Here is a 17,791-nt window from a genome sequence, read left to right on the forward strand (position 1 = left end):
GCTTATCTAGAGACTCTAACTCTCCGAAAATACCAGAAAGTTTATTTTTCAGATAAATGAAAATAAATTTCATTAACTTCAGATTTTACTGCAAGCCATAAAGACTCATAAAAAACAGAAATCCCAAACCTAAAGCACCAAAAATTAACAGATTCTTCTGGGCAGGCGTTAAGGTATTCACACCTAAACCATAACCAAGATTTTCCTTAAATCCTGAAGCTGTACCCCCAGGACCAATATTGGCAAAAGCAACTTTCTTGGCAGTACATACGGGACAACGCCAATTTATCGGTAAATCTGTAAACGCGGTTCCCGCAGGAATATCGTGTTTATCATCACCCTTCTCTGGCTCATAAACATAACCGCAGGCACGACATTCGTAGCGGTCTAAGGCTGGATCTTCTTCTAAAACTGGGTTTTCCGGAATTTTATCGCTGTCTTCGCTCATGGTTGGAGTACCGCAGTCGGGCGAATATTAAATATACGTTACAAATTATGACATAAGTGTTAGCTTTTTCTATCACAACTCCCAACGAATCAAATAGCCCATACCTGTGTTTCCCAGAATTCAGAAATGCCAAACAGATATAATGTAAAAGAAGGTAACAAAGTTATTTCCACCCAAAACGGTAGATATTTATTGTGTTTGTTCTTAGCGGTTACGAGTACCTTCTAGGCTTTCTTATCATCTGTAGCCTAGTGCCTGCCTTAGCTCTTGCAGCGTCCAAGCTCCTACGACCCACAGGTCGCTACCCAGAACGGCGCACAACCTATGAATCTGGCATGGAACCTATCGGCGGTGCTTGGATTCAATTCAACATCCGTTACTATATGTTTGCGCTGGTGTTTGTGGTATTTGATGTTGAGACAGTTTTTCTCTATCCCTGGGCTGTAGCGTTTCACCGCCTAGGGCTATTGGCTTTTATTGAAGCGTTGATTTTTATCGCAATTCTTGTAGTTGCCTTAGTCTACGCATGGCGTAAAGGAGCATTGGAATGGTCTTAGATGGCAATTTAACAGCAAAAGATTTGGCGGCGCAGCAAAAAGAACGGATTTTAAACCCGATTGAGCGCCCCACAATTACCCAAGAGTTGTCAGAAAACGTAATTCTGACCACTGTGGATGACCTTTACAACTGGGCACGACTTTCGAGTCTATGGCCCCTACTCTTCGGAACTGCTTGCTGTTTCATTGAATTTGCGGCATTAATCGGTTCTCGATTTGATTTTGACCGTTTTGGACTTATTCCCCGTTCTAGTCCCAGGCAGGCTGATTTAATCATTACTGCGGGCACAATTACCATGAAGATGGCTCCTCAGTTAGTACGTCTTTATGAGCAGATGCCAGAACCCAAATATGTGATTGCAATGGGTGCTTGTACAATCACCGGTGGAATGTTCAGCGTTGATTCACCTTCTGCTGTACGTGGAGTAGATAAATTAATTCCTGTAGATGTATATTTACCTGGTTGCCCTCCCCGTCCTGAAGCAATTATTGACGCAATTATTAAGTTAAGGAAGAAGATTTCCAACGATTCCATGCAAGAGCGGAGTTTGATTAAACAGACTCATCGCTACTACAGTACAACCCATAGCATGAAGCCAGTAGATGATATTCTCACTGGTAAGTATCTTCAGTCTGAGACGCGCTACACACCACCGAAGGAATTAACGGAAGCTATGGGTATGCCCATACCTCCTGCACTACTGACAGCGAAGAAGGAGGAAGTCAACCGTGGCTGATGAAACAACCCCTGCACCAGTTGAAGAAACTGCAATAGTTGAAGCTGGTAAAGTTTCCCAATGGTTATCAGAAAATGGTTTTGCCCATGAATCCTTAGCACCCGATATAACCGGAGTGGAAATTATTAAGGTAGAACCTGATTTCTTGTTACCTATCTGTACAGCACTCTATGCCTATGGATTTAACTGCCTTCAGTGTCAGTCTGGGATTGACTTGGGACCAGGACAAGAATTAGTGAGTATGTATCACCTGATTAAAATTGGTGATAATGTTACCCAAGCCGAGGAAGTACGGGTAAAAGTATTTTTGCCTAGAGAGAATCCTTCAGTACCTTCGGTTTACTGGATTTGGCGAACTGCTGATTGGCAAGAGCGGGAAACCTTCGATTTGTACGGTATTGTCTACGAAGGACACCCGAATTTGAAACGAATTCTCATGCCTGAGGATTGGGTGGGTTATCCTTTGCGGAAGGATTATATTTCACCTGATTTTTATGAATTGCAGGATGCTTATTAGTACTAAATTTTGAGTGCTGTCGTCCAATGCATCGAAACCCTCTGCCAAGTGGTAGAGGGTTTTACTTTGGGTTGTAGATGCTTGAGATTCCGGATATTAGCACTCTTGGAGTGAATCTATTGATTTTAAGGTGAGTTGGATGAGCTTGGACACTTCGATAAATCGATAAAAAACTGTCCCAAGGAGGATTATAAATCCCCAGCTAATACCATTTCACGAAAAATCTGATACAGATGTAAATCCTGAAAGCTTTGCTGCATCTAAGTTTTTTAATTGCGAGTTGCAAATTGTGAATTGGTATAACATCCAAAGTCCATTAAAAATGGACTCGAAATACAGTCCTGTTGTAGAGAAATTGAGCTATTAGACAGCCATTTTGAATCCCTGCCTCTAACCGTCGAACTTACGTTATTTTATGTTAGTAGTCTAGTTTTTATAACATTAAAATTCTTATTTTCTTGTTCCCTTATAGCCAAATCAATATTTACTAATTAATATTATTTATTGATATCAAATTAACGTTAGTATCGAATACGATTAACTTGATTGGTGATATAAATCATTATTCTTGTAGATTGATACAAATTAGGCAAATTGTGAATTAATAAGTATTGTTATAACTTCATAAGATAGTAATAGTAATTGTATTAATTTTGGATAATATTTTTTGAGATAAATTTTGATTTCTTAGTTGTAAAAAAACTCATCTATCAGTGTTGTTTTTGTTCTTTGGTACAGATATCAGTTCCAAATAAAAGTATTTTCGTGCAAGTGGAATGGGGATATGAATACTTATGGGATGACCTTTACCGAATATACGCTTCAGTTCAATTAGTTGTTGTTGAGTAAAGGTTGTTGCTATTTGACCAGGAATACGGGCAAAAAAAAATTTGATAAAAGGGTCAACTTTGCGAGATTGTGAGTAACGCTTTTTATGCATATATTTTGTATTGTTTTTTATGAGACTGAGCTTTAGAAGTTAGGACTGTGTTCGCTATCCCAACATTTTTGACCTCGCCAAGTTCTACCTGTATGTTCACATTCAGATTTGTCAAAAATCCAGGGTATGGATGTCGAGTAAGAAGAATTGGCATTTGGTGTGGTCTTATTATCAGAAACAAAAAAGGAGAATATACCCAAGTATGAAGTCAAAAGGATAGTTAAAAAGCCAATGAATAAAAGGATATTACCCAAAGCCCAAAAAGGATTCAATTTTTCCTTGGCACGGGAACGTTTTTGAGGAATATCTTCTATACCAATCACGAAGACTAGGTCAAAGTGGATTCCTGGTATAGGAAATTTGACTTGTAACAGATGATGAAGCCGACCACCAGAGCTAAAAGCCTGGATAATGGCTTGTATTTGTTGATTATCAAAGGTTTTTAATACTTCCGGAGAAATTTGTGCAAAAAGAGATTCAAATTTAATATCAATGGGTTGTATATTATCCATTTTTGGCTATACATATTTGTGCCAATCTTATCTATCTATAAAATAAATAACAAATCTATACATAAATAGCTTCCAGGCATTTACGTACAGGATAAAAATATTAATTGAATTGAATTAGCAGAGAATACGTAAAGTTGTTTGAAGGCTTATTACTTACTTAAATTAATTACTTTAAAAATTTCCGTGGAAGGGAATTTTGTTCAGAAGTGAACATTTTTTTGAGGTTAGCAAAATTAAATAATTAGTATTTATATTTACTCCAGAGAAAAAAAGGGCGATCGCCGATCGCCCCTCTCACTAGTTTTACTGAGAACTAGAATTTCTCATCCGGTTAATTTCTCTTTGTAATTCTTCAACTTGTCGTCGAAGGTTTTCTGCTTCGTTGTCTTCGACTTGCACATTGACTGCACCAGAAGCAGGCGATCGCCCATAATTACCACGCTTAATTTCTTGATATTCGCTCGAAACAGCCCATTCCTTTAAATAACGTACTCTTTCCACAGGAAACGGATGGGTTAACATCATTCCCTGTCCACCGTTATACATGAGAAATTTATATACCTGATTTAATCCATCGGCATCTAGGGCTTGATATGCTTCGGACTGACGGACAAACTCCTCTAAGCTGCACTCGTTCATATATCTACCACTGCCACCAGAAATTTTCATCATTGATGACATCACAGGGTTTAAGTCGTCCATAACTAACAGAGCAGCGCGATCGGCGGATAATTCAGCCTTGCGTCGCCACTCAAAAAAGGCATACATCAAAGCACTACTGACAAAATTCCCAATGCCAAAGGTAAACTCCCCAATCACGGAGGCTGCCCCCATCGCCCAAATCGCCATTTGAATTAGAATAGTATGACCACATTTTATATGCCCCAATTCATGGGCTAACACCGCCCGGATTTCGGCTTCTGTCAATAGGTCTAAAACCCCTGTGTTAATGACTATGTATGGATGATCCTGCCCCAAAGCATAACTATTTGCTTGGGGGTTTTGCTCGACAAACAGTGCAGGTTCTGGATGAATATCTAAATCTCGTACACATTCCCGGAAAATTTGGTAAATGGTGGAATATTGGCGCGGACCAACTTGGATGGTGTTGCCCATTAGATAGACGAATTGCGGACGTTCAGCAAAAAATTCCACAAATTTACGAGCAACTAGTTCAAATCCTGGTAAGCTACGCAGGGCTTGTTCTGCTTGCCGATCTAGGGGATGGCGAAACGCTTCGGAGGAAATTCCTTGGTAAGTTGGCATAATTTTGTTATCTGGTAGGTATTAGGCGTTATTGGATATTGGATATTAGGTTATGTGGTTAAATACCCAAGTTAGCCTTGGTGCTAATTAGTAAAGGTAAATAACCCATAACAAATGAGGATAAACATTGTTATGTATGGGATTGAAAGCGTGTGATTGAAGCAGAAGTTCATTTATCACTACATAACTTCCTGCGATCGCAGGCAGGTTTCCCTTCATGGTCACACCATTTGACAATGGCTCGTTTGGTTGCCCGTGCCCTACGTTTAGGACGTAGCGCTTTAATTCAAGTCGGAGCCACTTCTGGCTATCAGGGACGTTATAGAACTAGTTTTATTGCTTCAGCCTTGATGTGGCAAGGTGCTGTAGTTATTGTAGCGACCGAAACTGTGCAACAACGATTACTGAGGGTGGAAATCCCCCGCTTACAGGAATGGTTACAAATAGATAAAGCGATTAGAATCGGTGACGCAATTCCCTATGCTGAGTTCCAGGGAATACTTTTGACGACTCCAGAAACTTGGTTTGCAGCACAATTAACTGGTAAAAATAATTTTCCTGAAAATATCCCCACAATCATTGACGGTGTGGATGATATCGAAGATTGGGTTCGGCAACAACTGACGGTGAGTGTCGCACCTGCGGAATGGGATACATTAATGCTTGCCTGTCCTAGTTGTGGGGAAATTATTCGCTCTGCACGGGTAGAATTAACCCATGAATTGTTTCAACATCCCCCTAATCCTTACGACTGTCATCTGATTTCCTCAAAACAAATCGCAATTCTCACCCATCTTTATTCTGTGTTACAGAATCATTCCCTACCGGAATCTTGGCAAAGGTTTTACCAGTTATTTGCTCAAGCAAATGATAGTCCTGCCTCTCCCCTACTGTGGGCAACGATCGCCCGTCGGCAAGGTTTATTTTCTTTACATTGCGCCCCCATCGAGCTAGGAGAAATTCTTGCACCCATTTGGCACAAACAGCCTGTTGTCTTGATTGGTAGCGCCCTAGAGCCAGAAACCGAAGCTCCATTGTTTCGTCAGCGTATCGGTTTAGAAGATGTTACTTGTTTAAAATTTTCTGTAGACAATCAAACAGAAGCCATTCAACTGTACATACCCTACCAATTACCTCTACCCAATACACCGGAATTTCAAGGGGCTTTCATCCATAAGGTACGAACTTTATTATGTTTAAGTGCCACTTCTGTGGGGTTGACTGTGATATTGATTGGAGATGTACCCCTGAAAGCTCAGGTGGGAGCGATTCTAGCCTCGGAATTTGGTTCACGGGTACAGGTAGAAAAAACCTGCCTAGATGAAAATGGTATTTTAATTACTGGTTGGGAGTTTTGGCGAGAGCATCACAAGGTTTTACCTGCACCTCAGTTATTAGTGATTGCCACTTTGCCTCTACCTTCATTGGAACATCCCCTAGTTGCTGGTAGGGTAGCCCACTATAAGCGATCGCATCAAGATTGGTTCCGATTGTACCTGTTGCCTACGGCTTTAAATGAATTACAACGGGCGATCGCTCCTGTGCGGGAAAGTCAAGGAATCGTTGCTTTACTGGACAGTCGGGTTGTTAACCGCAGCTATGGTGCTCAAGTACTGTCTGCATTAAGTCCCCTGGCTAGAATTAATTATCTTGATGCTAATCTGTTTGTTTCTGAAGAAGACAGCAACTCCCCTTGAGCATCTTCAATCCGCAATTCCCTTTTTCTTTAATATGGAAATAGGTCTATTTTTAAGGGAAATTTGAGAAAACACCATGGGTGAAGCAAAACGTCGCAAAGAAACATTAGGAGATAAGTACGGGCAAGAAACCCGTATTATGCCTGGAGTACCCATCACAAAAGCTCAAGCAGAACAATTCACACAATGGACTACTCGTGGCGCTTGGATTGGCATTGGGGCAATGGTAGCAGTATGGGTGACAGTACGTTTTATTGGTCCAAGTTTTGGCTGGTGGCAAATTGTCAATTAGTTTGTACGTAATCGGCGGGCTGAAAAGCCCGCAATACAAGATTTCAAGCAATCATCAGTTCCCAATGTAAAAATTGTGCGCCTTTTGAAATCCCATCTTGCCTGAACAGTTTTTAAATTAGAAATATATACATAGAATTTATAATCCTCACTCCTTGCCACTTTCCCTAGAACACCCAGAAGTATCACAACAAACAGTATAATTAAATACTATTTAAGAATGCCTTAATGATAATACTGCCGAAATGGCAACATTCATATCCTTGTATTCGTTATCTTTGAGGGATAGAGAAAAGGATTTGGTTTTCATCTTTAAATCTGAAAAATAAGTATATTTATACACAGATGCCAAGATGAATACTCAAGCATTTCAGGTCATCTACTCAAAAAACATCCGTAACATTTCTTAACAAAGGTCAGGTTGACCAAATAAATCTCTCTCCTAATTTCGCGGTGAGTTCAGGTCTCCTTTTTGCCGTGGGAAGTTAAGGCGAAGGTCAGTTTATAAACGCAAAAATCGTAAACTGTCGTAGGACTATGTTATTACTACTCTGAGCGAGGAATCTGGTTCTTAAAGACAGATAATTGTCTAATCTGCGGTTTTTTCGTAGTTGACTTGTACCAAATATGAGTTAACCTTAAATCGGATCGCTTTCTTTTATCATCTACCCTGACAGAAACGTATAAAGAGATTGTTAAGTTTGGGGATTCTGTCTGAAAGGTTCTATTTGTAAATTGAATACTTTGATACTGCAAAGCGAACTGCTATAGACTACCCTATGCTAGGTAGTAATTTTACGATTTAAAGTGTATCTGGAATTTGTAATGAATAGTTTACAATACCAGTTCATGAGAAAATCTAAAGAAAATATAAAAACACTCTCGTGGTGTTTGGAGGACTAACTAAAGTGTTTCTAAGACTAGCGCAACAACATCGGCAATTTGTTCAAGACTTGGTCATGAACTTGCAAGCTCTAGCCACTGTGCTGGAAAGACGTGGTTATCCTGCGTCTTGCTACACCTGTGGGGATCAAATGAACAGCGCATCATTCATGGTAAGTCTAGGAGAGAATCATCTGATTCGTTTTCTTGTATCCGACTATGGGATCACTTGGACAGAAATGCGAGATGATCGAGAACTAATGAAACTTGAAGGTGCTGAGGCTGTAAATCAGTTACAAGAGCTTGCCAATATCATCAAGCAACCACTTCCTGCTTCCGTGGGTAACAAAACTCTGGCTAAACGCTGATAAAAGCTTTTGTGATGCTTGTGATACTCGCTTAGTAGTACCAAAAAGTTAATGTCTCGATGATGACAATTAGGAAGTTGTATATGAAGTTGATGTCTGTAGTCCAAAGTCAATAGTACCCAACTATTGACTAGTGGCTATTGACTTGCGGTGATTGTGATTAGCTACTCGAATCATAATTAACAATCATTTAATCATTGTTTCTCTCTATGATAATTGCCCTAAGCATCATTTTTTCTAGGGTTTGTCTCACATCTAAAGTTGGCAAACAAGTTCTGTGTGAGATGATTGAGACAAAAAGATAACAATTTCTGGATTGTGGTTGCCTATTTGGCGACTCAGGGGTAGGTTTGATGGTTATCTCTGCGATCGCCTCAGCTAGGATTATGATATTGATGAAATTGTTGTTTTCCATTCTGAAGTTAGACAACAAATGTTTTCTATGCTATTTCATCATGTGAAGAGTTGATTCCATCTTGATTCATAATTTTTACTATGTCTGGCAAAACCGCAGAAACACCGCAAATCCCACCTAGTAACGCTCTAGATATTCCAGCAAGTCAAGTTTCAGAAAATTGGTTTGAATATTTAGTGAAAGTTCATCCTCACCACACAGATTATGGTGGGATTGTATGGCATGGAACTTATCTTACTTGGCTAGAAGAAGCCAGGGTGGAATGTTTACGCTCTATAGGTGTGGATTTCGCTGATTTAGTAGCCTTAGGTTGTGATTTACCAGTGGTAGATTTATCAATACGCTACCATCGCTCCTTGCAGTTGGGGATGAGTGCAATAGTCAAGACACGAATGCATGAAGTAACCGGTGTCCGTTTAGACTGGGATTACGCGATAGTATCCGCAGATACACAGGAACTATATGTGACTGCAAAAGTGACTTTAGTCGCTGTAGATCGAGAAAGAGGTAAGATTATGCGCCATCTTCCAGCTAATGTCAAAGATGCATTAACGAAACTTTCCACACTAGCAAAGTAATTATCTATAGGTGTATCTGTTCACAGGTCAACTTATTGTTGAAAAAATAACAGATAACTATAAAATAATCATGATGTAATCAGGGTCTCAATTAAGACAAGTGAGACCCTATAGGCTTTAATTTATTCAATCCTTAATCTTTTGTCTCAATTTGAGAATTAACCCAATTATCACCAATATTCCACTGCTTATCTATTTGAGTTTCTGTATTAATTCTGATAGATTTCAAGTTAGCGCCTTCTAAATTAGCACCTTCTAAATTAGCACCTTCTAAGTTGGCACCCTCTAAGTTCGCATTCTGCAAATTAGCTCCTCTCAAGTTCGCATTTTTTAAGTTAGCTGCGATGAGATCAACCCCAGAAAGGTTGGCATTGGCTAAATCAGCATTTTTCAGTTTGACATCATTCAATTGGGCATTCACAAGAATTGCTTGATGTAAGTTAGCATGATTCAAAAGTGCATGACTTAGATATGCTTCGCTTAAATTGGCGCTTTCCAAGGAGGCATAATTTAAATTAGCATTCCACATATAAGCATTTGCTAAATTTGCAGCCTCTAAATTCGCCTCAGTTAACAGAGCTTGACTAAGATTAGCATTTTGCAAATTTGTTGCTAATAGTAGGGAATTTCTCAAGTCAGCACTACTTAAATTAACTTTTTCTAAGTTGGCATGACTTAAATTAGCTTTGATTAATCTTGCACTACTGAGGTTTGCTCTTGCTAATTCTACTCCCCATAGCTTTGCTTCAGTCAAATTAGCATCACTGAGATTTGCTTGATTGAGGTTAGTTTCACTGAGATCACTATGACTTAAATCAGCGCCACTGAGGTATATATGAGATAAATTGATTCCAGTCAGATGTATGTGACTCAAATCAACTAAAATTAGACTTACGCCACTAAAGTCCTTTCCCTCAATTAATCTGTCTTTAATCTCTTGCAGAATCCTAATTTTTTCCTCAGAAGTTACAGAATGTTTATCTTGAGTATCTGGAATATCTAAATTTTGGGCAGATAATAACTGGGATTGATACCAATAAAAAAATGATAGTCCTAAAGATAAACAAATTATGGCGATCGCCATGAATATATAATTTTTAATAGACCAAATTGCTACGGATGAACTCAAGCCAAGCAAGATTACTGGCAAGACTAAAAAAACTTGTCTTGTTGGAACTCCCATCAACCAAAATTCTTTTCCTCGCTTGGCAACAGTCATACTTTAGACCTCCGTTACTTTTAAAATATAAAAATTTCGACATCTTCATAGTTGCTGGGATATTGCAAAACACCATGATATCTGGCGAGAAATACCAGCCCTTACCTGCTAGTTTCGCGTATAAACTGTAACAGACTTAAGGGTGGAGCTTGCCGAGTTAGCACTCACAGCATCTGTAAAAATATCAGTCACTACTAAGGGGTAGCCCAAAAATTCCATTTTGGGACTATGTAAACTATTAACTATGGACAGATGAACACAAAAGATAATTAGACTAGTAAAAAATCGAGATACTTTGCCCTGAAATTGCAGTATTTATCCTAACTAGTATATGCGATTTCTGGGTTTGGGCGTGATCAGTTCGCAGTGAAAACTACTAAGCTGGTAAATAACGCAATCTTTAAATTCTCAATTGTCCTGCGGTGAGCAAGCCGCTATGATTTTCTTGCTGGCGAACTACCTGTAACCTACCCAACTATGTTTGATGCACTTGCTGAACGTTTAGAATCTGCCTGGAAAAAACTTCGGGGACAAGATAAAATCTCTGCTACCAATATTCAAGAAGCTTTGCGGGAAGTCCGTCGTGCTTTGTTAGAAGCGGATGTGAATCTCCAGGTAGTCAAGGATTTTATTGCCGGAGTTGAGACTAAAGCACAAGGTGCCGAAGTTATCACTGGGATTAAACCAGACCAACAGTTCATCAAAATTGTCTACGATGAACTGGTAGAAGTCATGGGGGAAACAAACGTTCCCCTGGCAGAAACACAAAAACCACCGACAATTGTGCTGATGGCTGGTTTGCAAGGTACAGGTAAAACCACCGCCACAGCCAAGTTAGCCCTACATTTACGTAAACTGGATCGTAGTTGTCTATTGGTCGCAACTGATGTCTATCGTCCGGCGGCGATTGACCAATTAATCACCCTTGGGAAGCAAATTGAAGTACCGGTCTTTTCCTTGGGTAGTGATGCCGATCCCGTAGAGATTGCCCGTCAAGGCGTCGCCCAGGCACAAGCAGATGGCATTAATACTGTGATTATTGATACCGCAGGTCGTCTGCAAATTGACACAGATATGATGGCGGAACTAGCCCGCATCAAAGAAACAGTCCAGCCCCACGAAACCCTGCTAGTTGTGGATGCAATGACTGGTCAAGAAGCGGCGAATTTAACTCGTACTTTCCATGAGGAAATTGGTATTACTGGAGCCATTCTCACTAAAATGGATGGCGATAGCCGAGGTGGGGCTGCCCTATCTGTAAGACAAATTTCCGGCGCACCCATTAAATTCATTGGGGTAGGTGAAAAAGTCGAAGCTCTACAACCTTTTTACCCCGATCGCATGGCATCGCGGATTCTGGGTATGGGTGATGTTCTCACCCTCGTAGAAAAAGCTCAGGAAGAAATCGATCTTGCCGATGCCGAGAAAATGCAGGAGAAAATCCTGACGGCAAAATTTGACTTTACTGATTTTCTCAAACAGTTGCGATTACTCAAAAATATGGGCTCCTTGGGGGGTATCCTGAAGCTGATTCCAGGAATGAACAAGCTTTCCGCAGATCAGCTACAACAGGGAGAAACCCAGCTCAAGCGCTGTGAAGCCATGATTAATTCCATGACCTCAGCCGAACGCAAAAACCCCGATTTGCTGGCTAGTTCCCCTAGCCGCCGCCGACGTATTGCCAGTGGTTCTGGTTACAAAGAAACAGATGTTAGTAAACTCGTCAGTGACTTTCAAAGAATGCGTGGGTTGATGCAACAAATGGGGCAAGGCGGTTTCCCTGGAATGGCTGGAATGATGGGAGGTGGTAATCCCTACGGTGGAGGTGGACGTGCTGCGGCTCCCGGATGGCGTGGATACCCAGGCGGTGCTGGCAGTCTCGGTGGCGGCAAGAAGAAACCGAAAAAAGATAAAAAGAAAAAAGGTTTCGGCAGCCTGTAGAAAATTTATCGGTTGTGATTGGGCAGCAGTATTAGACTGATTGCAGGAGTTAGGGATGGCACTAGAAGGCTTACAAGTGCTAGAATTAGCATTTCAGCAAATATAGCTGTTATCTCCTCCGTTGAAATCTCAGACAAATGTTTACGGCAGAATGCTGTATTTGTCTCAAATCTCCAGAAAATTGCTGTTTGTCGGTGTTTTCTGGCTCGCTAGGTGCGAACTTATAGCTCACAATTAGGAAACATAACCTGTCAACATGATTAAATTGCGCTTGAAGAGATACGGAAAAAAGCGGGAAGCAAGTTACCGTATTGTCGTTGTCAATAGTATTTCTCGCCGTGATGGTCGTCCTTTAGAAGAGTTGGGATTCTATAACCCCAGAAGTGAAGAAGTGAGACTTGATGTCCCTGGTATTGTCAAGCGACTACAACAAGGCGCACAGCCAACTGATACAGTCCGTCGCATCCTAGAGAAAAATAACGTTTTTGAACAGGTCAGTGCAAAAGCAGCATCCTAACGTTGGCGCAAAATCCTCGACAGCATATCCTGACTATGTTGGGTTGGTACGGTTTTTGATGCAACCGTTTTTAGAGTCTCCGGATTCCCTAAGTGTAGATTGTGAAATATCTCACACCCGTAATCGAGTTTGGATTCGTATTGCCTTCGACAGCACAGACAAAGGAAAAGTGTTTGGTCGAGGAGGGCGAAATATCCAAGCAATTCGTACGGTTATTGCCGCAGCTGCCGAAGCTGCTGGGCAGTCGGTTTATCTCGATATATATGGCAGTAATGCTATCGGTCGAGATGGCTCATCTTTTGATGAAGAGACTGAAGAAAGATTGCCTATGCCTAAACCTAGAGACAGGCGTGGTAATGATTCTAGACCTGTAGTGAAATCCCGTTCCCGCTAGGGTGGAACTAGCTAAACATCGGGTTTTTAGTAAATTTCTCTGGGCAACTGTGTTGACAAAATATTTTTTGACGCTTTTTGTTGCCAGTCATCAGCAGATAAATTAAGTAAACTTGATTTTATGTTCTGGAGATTTGAGATTTTCCTGCCACTAGACTCGAATGTTGTTTAACTTCGGTTTTTATGTTCAGATTATTTTTGGGTGGTAAGTCATAGTAATTTTGGGGTGTAGCTAGCCATCATTTCAAAGTTATTTGTCTCAAATTCTTAAGTAATCGCTCATAAGTTGTTTGGTTAATCTAAAATCTGCTGTTGATCAAGTATGAACTCTGAATAAATCTCTTCAGGAGGTGAAACCAGGGAGTGGCTGAAGTCCGTTTGGGTGAAAATGAGTCTATTGATTCAGCTTTGAGACGTTTTAAGAAGAAAATCCAGAAAGCTGGAATTTTGTCTGAAGTTAAGCGTCGGGAAAGATATGAAAAGCCCAGTTTACGTCGTAAACGCAAAGCGGCAGATGTGGGTAGGAGCGATCGCTATCTACGTCTAACAAATTAAATCAGGTTCGATTGCCCTCTACCTGAGAAGCATGGGGTAGCATACCTTGGTTACTTGAAGGTGGAAAGGGCGATCGCCTATTTATACAGTGAAATATTTGTAAAATTCACAATTAATGACCTCAAACTCTTCCTGTGAGGAGTTTGGGGCTTTAACTTTAGTAGTAATTACCACAATTGCCAATATCACTTGTGCTCTGGGAGAGCAGATAGAAGATTGCCTATGGCAGATATCTTAAAAATTGAATTGCCTAGCATTGAGAGTGCGATCGCCCTAGCTGGAGTGGGGGAAGAAAATATCAAGCTGTTGTCACGACAAACAGGAGCAAATATTGTTCTGCGGGGGCAGGAATTACTGATTTCGGGGACAGACAAACAGGTTGATTTGGTCAATCGCTTAGTGCGATCGCTAGAATATCTCTGGCAGAAAGGTCATCATATCTCAACTGCGGAGATTAGTACTGCTCGGCAAGCTTTAGATGCTCATCGGGAAGGGGAATTACAAGATTTACAACGCGATGTCCTGGCAAAAAGTCGGCGAGGGGAAGAAGTTCGTGCCAAAACCTTTCGTCAGCGACAATACATCGATATGGTACGTAAACGTGACCTAATATTTGGCACAGGACCCGCCGGTACAGGTAAGACTTTTTTAGCCGTTGTAGTGGCAGTACAAGCCCTACTAGCCAATGAATTTGAGAAAATTATTCTCACCCGTCCCGCAGTTGAAGCTGGGGAAAAATTGGGGTTTTTACCAGGAGATTTGCAACAGAAAGTCAATCCCTACCTCCGCCCCCTTTATGATGCTATCAATGAGTTTATTGACCCGGAAAAAGTGACTTCTCTGATGGAAAGGGGAGTGATTGAAGTTGCCCCCCTTGCCTATATGCGAGGACGTACCTTAAATAATGCCTTTGTGATTGTGGATGAAGCCCAAAATACCACACCCGCGCAGATGAAAATGGTATTAACTCGCTTGGGTTTCCGTTCACGGATGGTAGTAACTGGGGATATGACGCAAACAGATTTACCTGCGAACCAAGCATCAGGTTTAGGTGTAGCACTACAGGTTTTAAAGCACGTTGAGGGAATTGCTTTTTGTGAATTTTCCCAGAAAGATGTCGTGCGTCATCCCCTCGTACAGAGGATTGTGGCAGCCTACGAACAATATGAAAAGTAAATTCACCCTATTGGGGAATGGCTTTGACATTGGGGACAGAAGTGACTGGAACGCCCTGCTAACTTGATACGCTGAATGGGAGTATGGCAAACGCGGCAGGGTTCTCCTGTGCGGTTGTAAACCCAAGCAACGCCCCCATAGTTACCATTCACACCTTGAACATTCAGAAAATTACTGAAGGTAGTTCCGCCAGCTGCGATACTTGTTTCCAGAACTTGAATAATTATTGGGTGGAGGCGTGCGATTTGCGATCGCTGTAAATTTATACAGAGAGTATCCGGTAGAATTCCACTCAGGAATAGGGCTTCATCAGCATAAATATTTCCTAATCCTGCCACTACTGATTGGTCTAGGAGTGCTGTTTTGATGGGACGACGACGGTTGGCTAATTTCTCTGCCAGGTAGTCTACAGTGAATTCTGGAGCGAAGGGATCGCAAGCAAGTTTCGCTAAACCTGTAACCACTGTCTTGACTTCTATCTTGGGAGGAACCCACCACATTTGTCCAAAAGTTCGCTGATCGACAAAGCGTAATTCTTGATTCTGTCCCAAAAATATTCTCACCCGCGTATGTTTATGCAGAGGTTCATCAGAGTGTAACCATAATAATTGACCAGTCATCCGCAGATGCACACCCAGATAGGAATTTGTAGAGTTTTTAGGGGTATGAAGTTCTGCCAGAAGATATTTTCCGTAACGCTGCCATGTGGCGATCGCCTGACCTTGAATTCCTGCAATAAAATCTTCTGTGGAAAAGGGATAGGCAACAGTGCGATGTAACAGCACATCTCCACCGGTAATTTCTTGGTTTAGGGTTAACTGATTCAATCCCCGACGTACTGTTTCTACCTCTGGCAATTCTGGCATTTTTAAATTTACAGAGAAAATTCTTGCAGTATTTTACACGGAAGCGCTCTGAGAAAGCCAGAGGGCCATCGCACAATTGGGGAAAACGGGAAAGGGGGTATTTTAATCCTCAACTTCTCATCCCTCTTTTGTTACCTTGGGGAAAGAATAATCCGAAATTATTATATTTACGTCTTTTTTCAATAAAGGAATTTAAATGATAAAATTAAGACGCGACCGCACAATTCATTATTTTGTTTAGTTTTCAGAGTAGAGATAGTATTTTTCTCTCCTCGTAGTAACAAAAGAGGGATCAAGGGTTATCTGATTTTCTCTCACTAAATAAATCTGTGATTGTCAAAGGTTTTATAGTATGTCACGAAAATTCTGATACTTCTCCAAGCTCTACAACCCTGTTCAAGCCGGGATTTCACACTTAAGAATCACTAATTGTGAATTGCTATTCTTTTGCTTACCAAGCTTACCAAGAATAAAGGCTGAAGCGTCAAGACTCCTAAGATGAACTTGTGAGTTCACTTTTAGCCTGGAACTTCAGCCTTTGGGGATTGACCCGTGATCGGGTGGTAAAATTGCTAGCCTAAGACTTTAATATCTTACTTTTTAGCTTTCGCTTTGGGAGCTTCAACTTCAAACAGTTCGTCAACAGCAAAGTTATTGGTGTTGATCCCAGAGTAGTTAACTTTGTCAAAACGAACAATAACAGGGTACTTGATACCGCTTTGGTCTACGGAAGCAACTGTACCGACATCTTGAAACCAGTAGGATTCTGGACGAAGAATACGAACTTTAGAACCACGTTGAACCATGAGTTTTTTCCCTTTTAGTTATCAATTGCCTTGAATATTTAGGGCTTATTGTTCTCAATTTACAACTAGGTTGCAATCTCATGGGGCTTTGTTAAGTTATTTGTCTGAATTTCTGGGAAGACGGGACAGGGAAAGGGGTAAAGGCTTCGTTTCTACGACTATATACCCATCAACCATTCCCCAATCTTTTGAACATTGAATCAAATATTGCTTTGCCTCTTGACAATGTGCAAATGTTTGTTTACCTTTTTATGGACACGAAGCTAAATTATTGTTGGGTTTCATGTCTTAGTTAAAACGAACACACTACCTTCGTTGCCCCTGCCAATACGTAAATCCTCATCTAAATAGGTAATATCAAGCCATCCCTGTTGGCGATCGCTATTAATTGCAAAATCAATCGGGGATAATTTGTTACCAGTTTGCATACGATTAATCAAGTCGTTCGGGGATTGATAGCGTAGAAATCTTTGTAAGCCGACAACGCCACGTTCAAATTTTACCTGTACCCGGCGTTCTGAAATTGGCTCAAACTTAGCAGCAACGCTGATTAAGCCTTCTAAGTATGGTAAGCCAGAAATTTCAGCTAAGTTGTAGATAGTTTTATCTGCTACGCGAATACACTGATAAATGCTGTTAACTTGGCACAGAGGTATCCGATCCAGGTTTAAAAGTTCCTGGCTTGTGGTATACACTAGTCGCCAGTTTCCATCTAACAAATTTACGTTTAAGGCTTCAAAGGGTCGAGGTGTGGGATTCAAGTCTTCCAAGCTGGCGATCGCTGCCAAGATAGCTTGTTTTTCTGTTTGACTTGCCATGTTGCCGCGCTTTTTGCCCGCGATCGCATTCAGAAGATTAGTTTTTCCTAACATTATCCATGACCTCAATCAAAAATAAATTATTCTTTAGCAAAGGTAAATTAGAAGCAGTGCATAACTATATAGCCTTATAAGTTTTGCTCTCTTAGTTATTCAATCCCCGATGGTATTGATTGCAAAATCTCGATTTTCTGTCGGATCTTACAACCAAAGAGTTGAATGGATAACTAAAATCTTCCGTATCAAGTGATAGACTCTTAATTGTCTAGTTACATAGCCCTTTTCATCACTT

20 protein-coding genes are annotated in these 17,791 nt (G+C 40.8%); 12 read left to right on the forward strand and 8 right to left on the reverse strand.

The window, feature by feature from the left end; translation table 11 throughout:
- Positions 1–85: 85 nt before the first annotated feature.
- Positions 86–448: a rubredoxin gene (locus tag IJ00_RS19395; RefSeq protein WP_035155724.1), complete on the reverse strand. Its 363-nt coding sequence runs from the start codon at positions 446–448 to the stop codon at positions 86–88.
- A gap of 194 nt (positions 449–642) precedes the next feature.
- Here IJ00_RS19395 and ndhC point away from each other — a divergent pair, with 194 nt between their 5' ends.
- From ndhC to IJ00_RS19410, 3 genes are read left to right on the forward strand one after another with little or no spacing between them, the layout of a single operon-like run.
- Complete coding sequence (ndhC, locus tag IJ00_RS19400; protein WP_035155726.1) at positions 643–1,005, forward strand: photosynthetic/respiratory NAD(P)H-quinone oxidoreductase subunit C; 363 nt, start codon at positions 643–645, stop codon at positions 1,003–1,005.
- Entirely contained in the window at positions 996–1,742 is a 747-nt protein-coding gene (locus IJ00_RS19405; protein ID WP_035155728.1) for an NADH dehydrogenase subunit K, read from the forward strand. Before ndhC ends, IJ00_RS19405 begins: the two co-directional genes overlap by 10 nt.
- Positions 1,735–2,259: an NAD(P)H-quinone oxidoreductase subunit J gene (locus IJ00_RS19410; RefSeq protein WP_035155730.1), complete on the forward strand. Its 525-nt coding sequence runs from the start codon at positions 1,735–1,737 to the stop codon at positions 2,257–2,259. The genes IJ00_RS19405 and IJ00_RS19410 overlap by 8 nt, the downstream gene beginning before the upstream one ends.
- 703 nt (positions 2,260–2,962) lie before the next feature.
- Here the strand turns inward: IJ00_RS19410 and IJ00_RS29185 are convergent.
- The 3 genes from IJ00_RS29185 to IJ00_RS19425 all read right to left on the reverse strand — a co-directional run bounded on the left by IJ00_RS29185 (position 2,963) and on the right by IJ00_RS19425 (position 4,977).
- Complete coding sequence (locus IJ00_RS29185; RefSeq protein ID WP_035155732.1) at positions 2,963–3,199, reverse strand: hypothetical protein; 237 nt, start codon at positions 3,197–3,199, stop codon at positions 2,963–2,965.
- A 32-nt stretch (positions 3,200–3,231) separates the two neighbouring features.
- Positions 3,232–3,711, reverse strand: coding sequence for a hypothetical protein (locus IJ00_RS28465; RefSeq protein WP_035155734.1), 480 nt, complete (start codon positions 3,709–3,711; stop codon positions 3,232–3,234).
- 303 nt (positions 3,712–4,014) lie between these two features.
- Positions 4,015–4,977, reverse strand: a complete 963-nt coding sequence (locus IJ00_RS19425) for a M48 family metallopeptidase (RefSeq protein ID WP_035155735.1) — start codon at positions 4,975–4,977, stop codon at positions 4,015–4,017.
- A gap of 152 nt (positions 4,978–5,129) precedes the next feature.
- Here IJ00_RS19425 and IJ00_RS19430 point away from each other — a divergent pair, with 152 nt between their 5' ends.
- From IJ00_RS19430 to IJ00_RS19445, 4 genes are all read left to right on the forward strand, one after another.
- The gene (locus IJ00_RS19430; protein WP_035155736.1) at positions 5,130–6,674 is read left to right on the forward strand and encodes a helicase C-terminal domain-containing protein; all 1,545 of its coding nucleotides are present in this window, start codon (positions 5,130–5,132) and stop codon (positions 6,672–6,674) included.
- Positions 6,675–6,750: 76 nt separating this feature from the next.
- Complete coding sequence (locus IJ00_RS19435; RefSeq protein ID WP_035155737.1) at positions 6,751–6,966, forward strand: DUF2839 domain-containing protein; 216 nt, start codon at positions 6,751–6,753, stop codon at positions 6,964–6,966.
- Positions 6,967–7,873: 907 nt separating this feature from the next.
- Complete coding sequence (locus tag IJ00_RS19440; protein WP_035159334.1) at positions 7,874–8,215, forward strand: DUF1815 family protein; 342 nt, start codon at positions 7,874–7,876, stop codon at positions 8,213–8,215.
- A gap of 495 nt (positions 8,216–8,710) precedes the next feature.
- The gene (locus IJ00_RS19445; protein ID WP_035155738.1) at positions 8,711–9,208 is read left to right on the forward strand and encodes a thioesterase family protein; all 498 of its coding nucleotides are present in this window, start codon (positions 8,711–8,713) and stop codon (positions 9,206–9,208) included.
- Positions 9,209–9,341: 133 nt separating this feature from the next.
- On the opposite strand, the gene IJ00_RS19450 is transcribed toward IJ00_RS19445, so the two are convergent.
- Positions 9,342–10,427 carry a pentapeptide repeat-containing protein gene (locus IJ00_RS19450; protein WP_052754497.1) on the reverse strand — a complete coding sequence of 362 codons (1,086 nt, stop codon included), beginning with the start codon at positions 10,425–10,427 and terminating at the stop codon, positions 9,342–9,344.
- A 477-nt stretch (positions 10,428–10,904) separates the two neighbouring features.
- Between IJ00_RS19450 and ffh the strand changes: the two genes are divergently transcribed.
- The 5 genes from ffh (at position 10,905) to IJ00_RS19475 (ending at position 15,009) form a co-directional block, all read left to right on the forward strand.
- A complete protein-coding gene (gene ffh / locus IJ00_RS19455) occupies positions 10,905–12,368 on the forward strand; it encodes a signal recognition particle protein (protein WP_035155739.1) in 1,464 nt (487 codons plus the stop codon).
- A gap of 256 nt (positions 12,369–12,624) precedes the next feature.
- The gene (gene rpsP, locus IJ00_RS19460; protein WP_035155740.1) at positions 12,625–12,885 is read left to right on the forward strand and encodes a 30S ribosomal protein S16; all 261 of its coding nucleotides are present in this window, start codon (positions 12,625–12,627) and stop codon (positions 12,883–12,885) included.
- Entirely contained in the window at positions 12,866–13,279 is a 414-nt protein-coding gene (locus IJ00_RS19465) for a KH domain-containing protein (protein ID WP_035155742.1), read from the forward strand. The genes rpsP and IJ00_RS19465 overlap by 20 nt, the downstream gene beginning before the upstream one ends.
- Positions 13,280–13,641: 362 nt before the next feature.
- Positions 13,642–13,833 carry a 30S ribosomal protein S21 gene (gene rpsU, locus IJ00_RS19470; RefSeq protein ID WP_035155745.1) on the forward strand — a complete coding sequence of 64 codons (192 nt, stop codon included), beginning with the start codon at positions 13,642–13,644 and terminating at the stop codon, positions 13,831–13,833.
- Positions 13,834–14,055: 222 nt separating this feature from the next.
- On the forward strand, positions 14,056–15,009 hold the full coding sequence (locus tag IJ00_RS19475) for a PhoH family protein (RefSeq protein WP_035155747.1): 954 nt from the start codon (positions 14,056–14,058) through the stop codon (positions 15,007–15,009).
- Between the two features lie 2 nt (positions 15,010–15,011).
- Here the strand turns inward: IJ00_RS19475 and IJ00_RS19480 are convergent, their stop codons facing one another.
- From IJ00_RS19480 to IJ00_RS19490, 3 genes are all read right to left on the reverse strand, one after another.
- Entirely contained in the window at positions 15,012–15,875 is an 864-nt protein-coding gene (locus IJ00_RS19480) for a DNA-formamidopyrimidine glycosylase (protein ID WP_035155749.1), read from the reverse strand.
- A gap of 593 nt (positions 15,876–16,468) precedes the next feature.
- The gene (locus IJ00_RS19485; protein ID WP_035155751.1) at positions 16,469–16,681 is read right to left on the reverse strand and encodes a photosystem I reaction center subunit IV; all 213 of its coding nucleotides are present in this window, start codon (positions 16,679–16,681) and stop codon (positions 16,469–16,471) included.
- Between the two features lie 281 nt (positions 16,682–16,962).
- On the reverse strand, positions 16,963–17,553 hold the full coding sequence (locus IJ00_RS19490) for a PAP/fibrillin family protein (RefSeq protein ID WP_035155753.1): 591 nt from the start codon (positions 17,551–17,553) through the stop codon (positions 16,963–16,965).
- Positions 17,554–17,791 lie beyond the last annotated feature (238 nt).

This window comes from Calothrix sp. 336/3 (genome assembly GCF_000734895.2).
Taxonomy (GTDB): Bacteria; Cyanobacteriota; Cyanobacteriia; order Cyanobacteriales; family Nostocaceae; genus 336-3.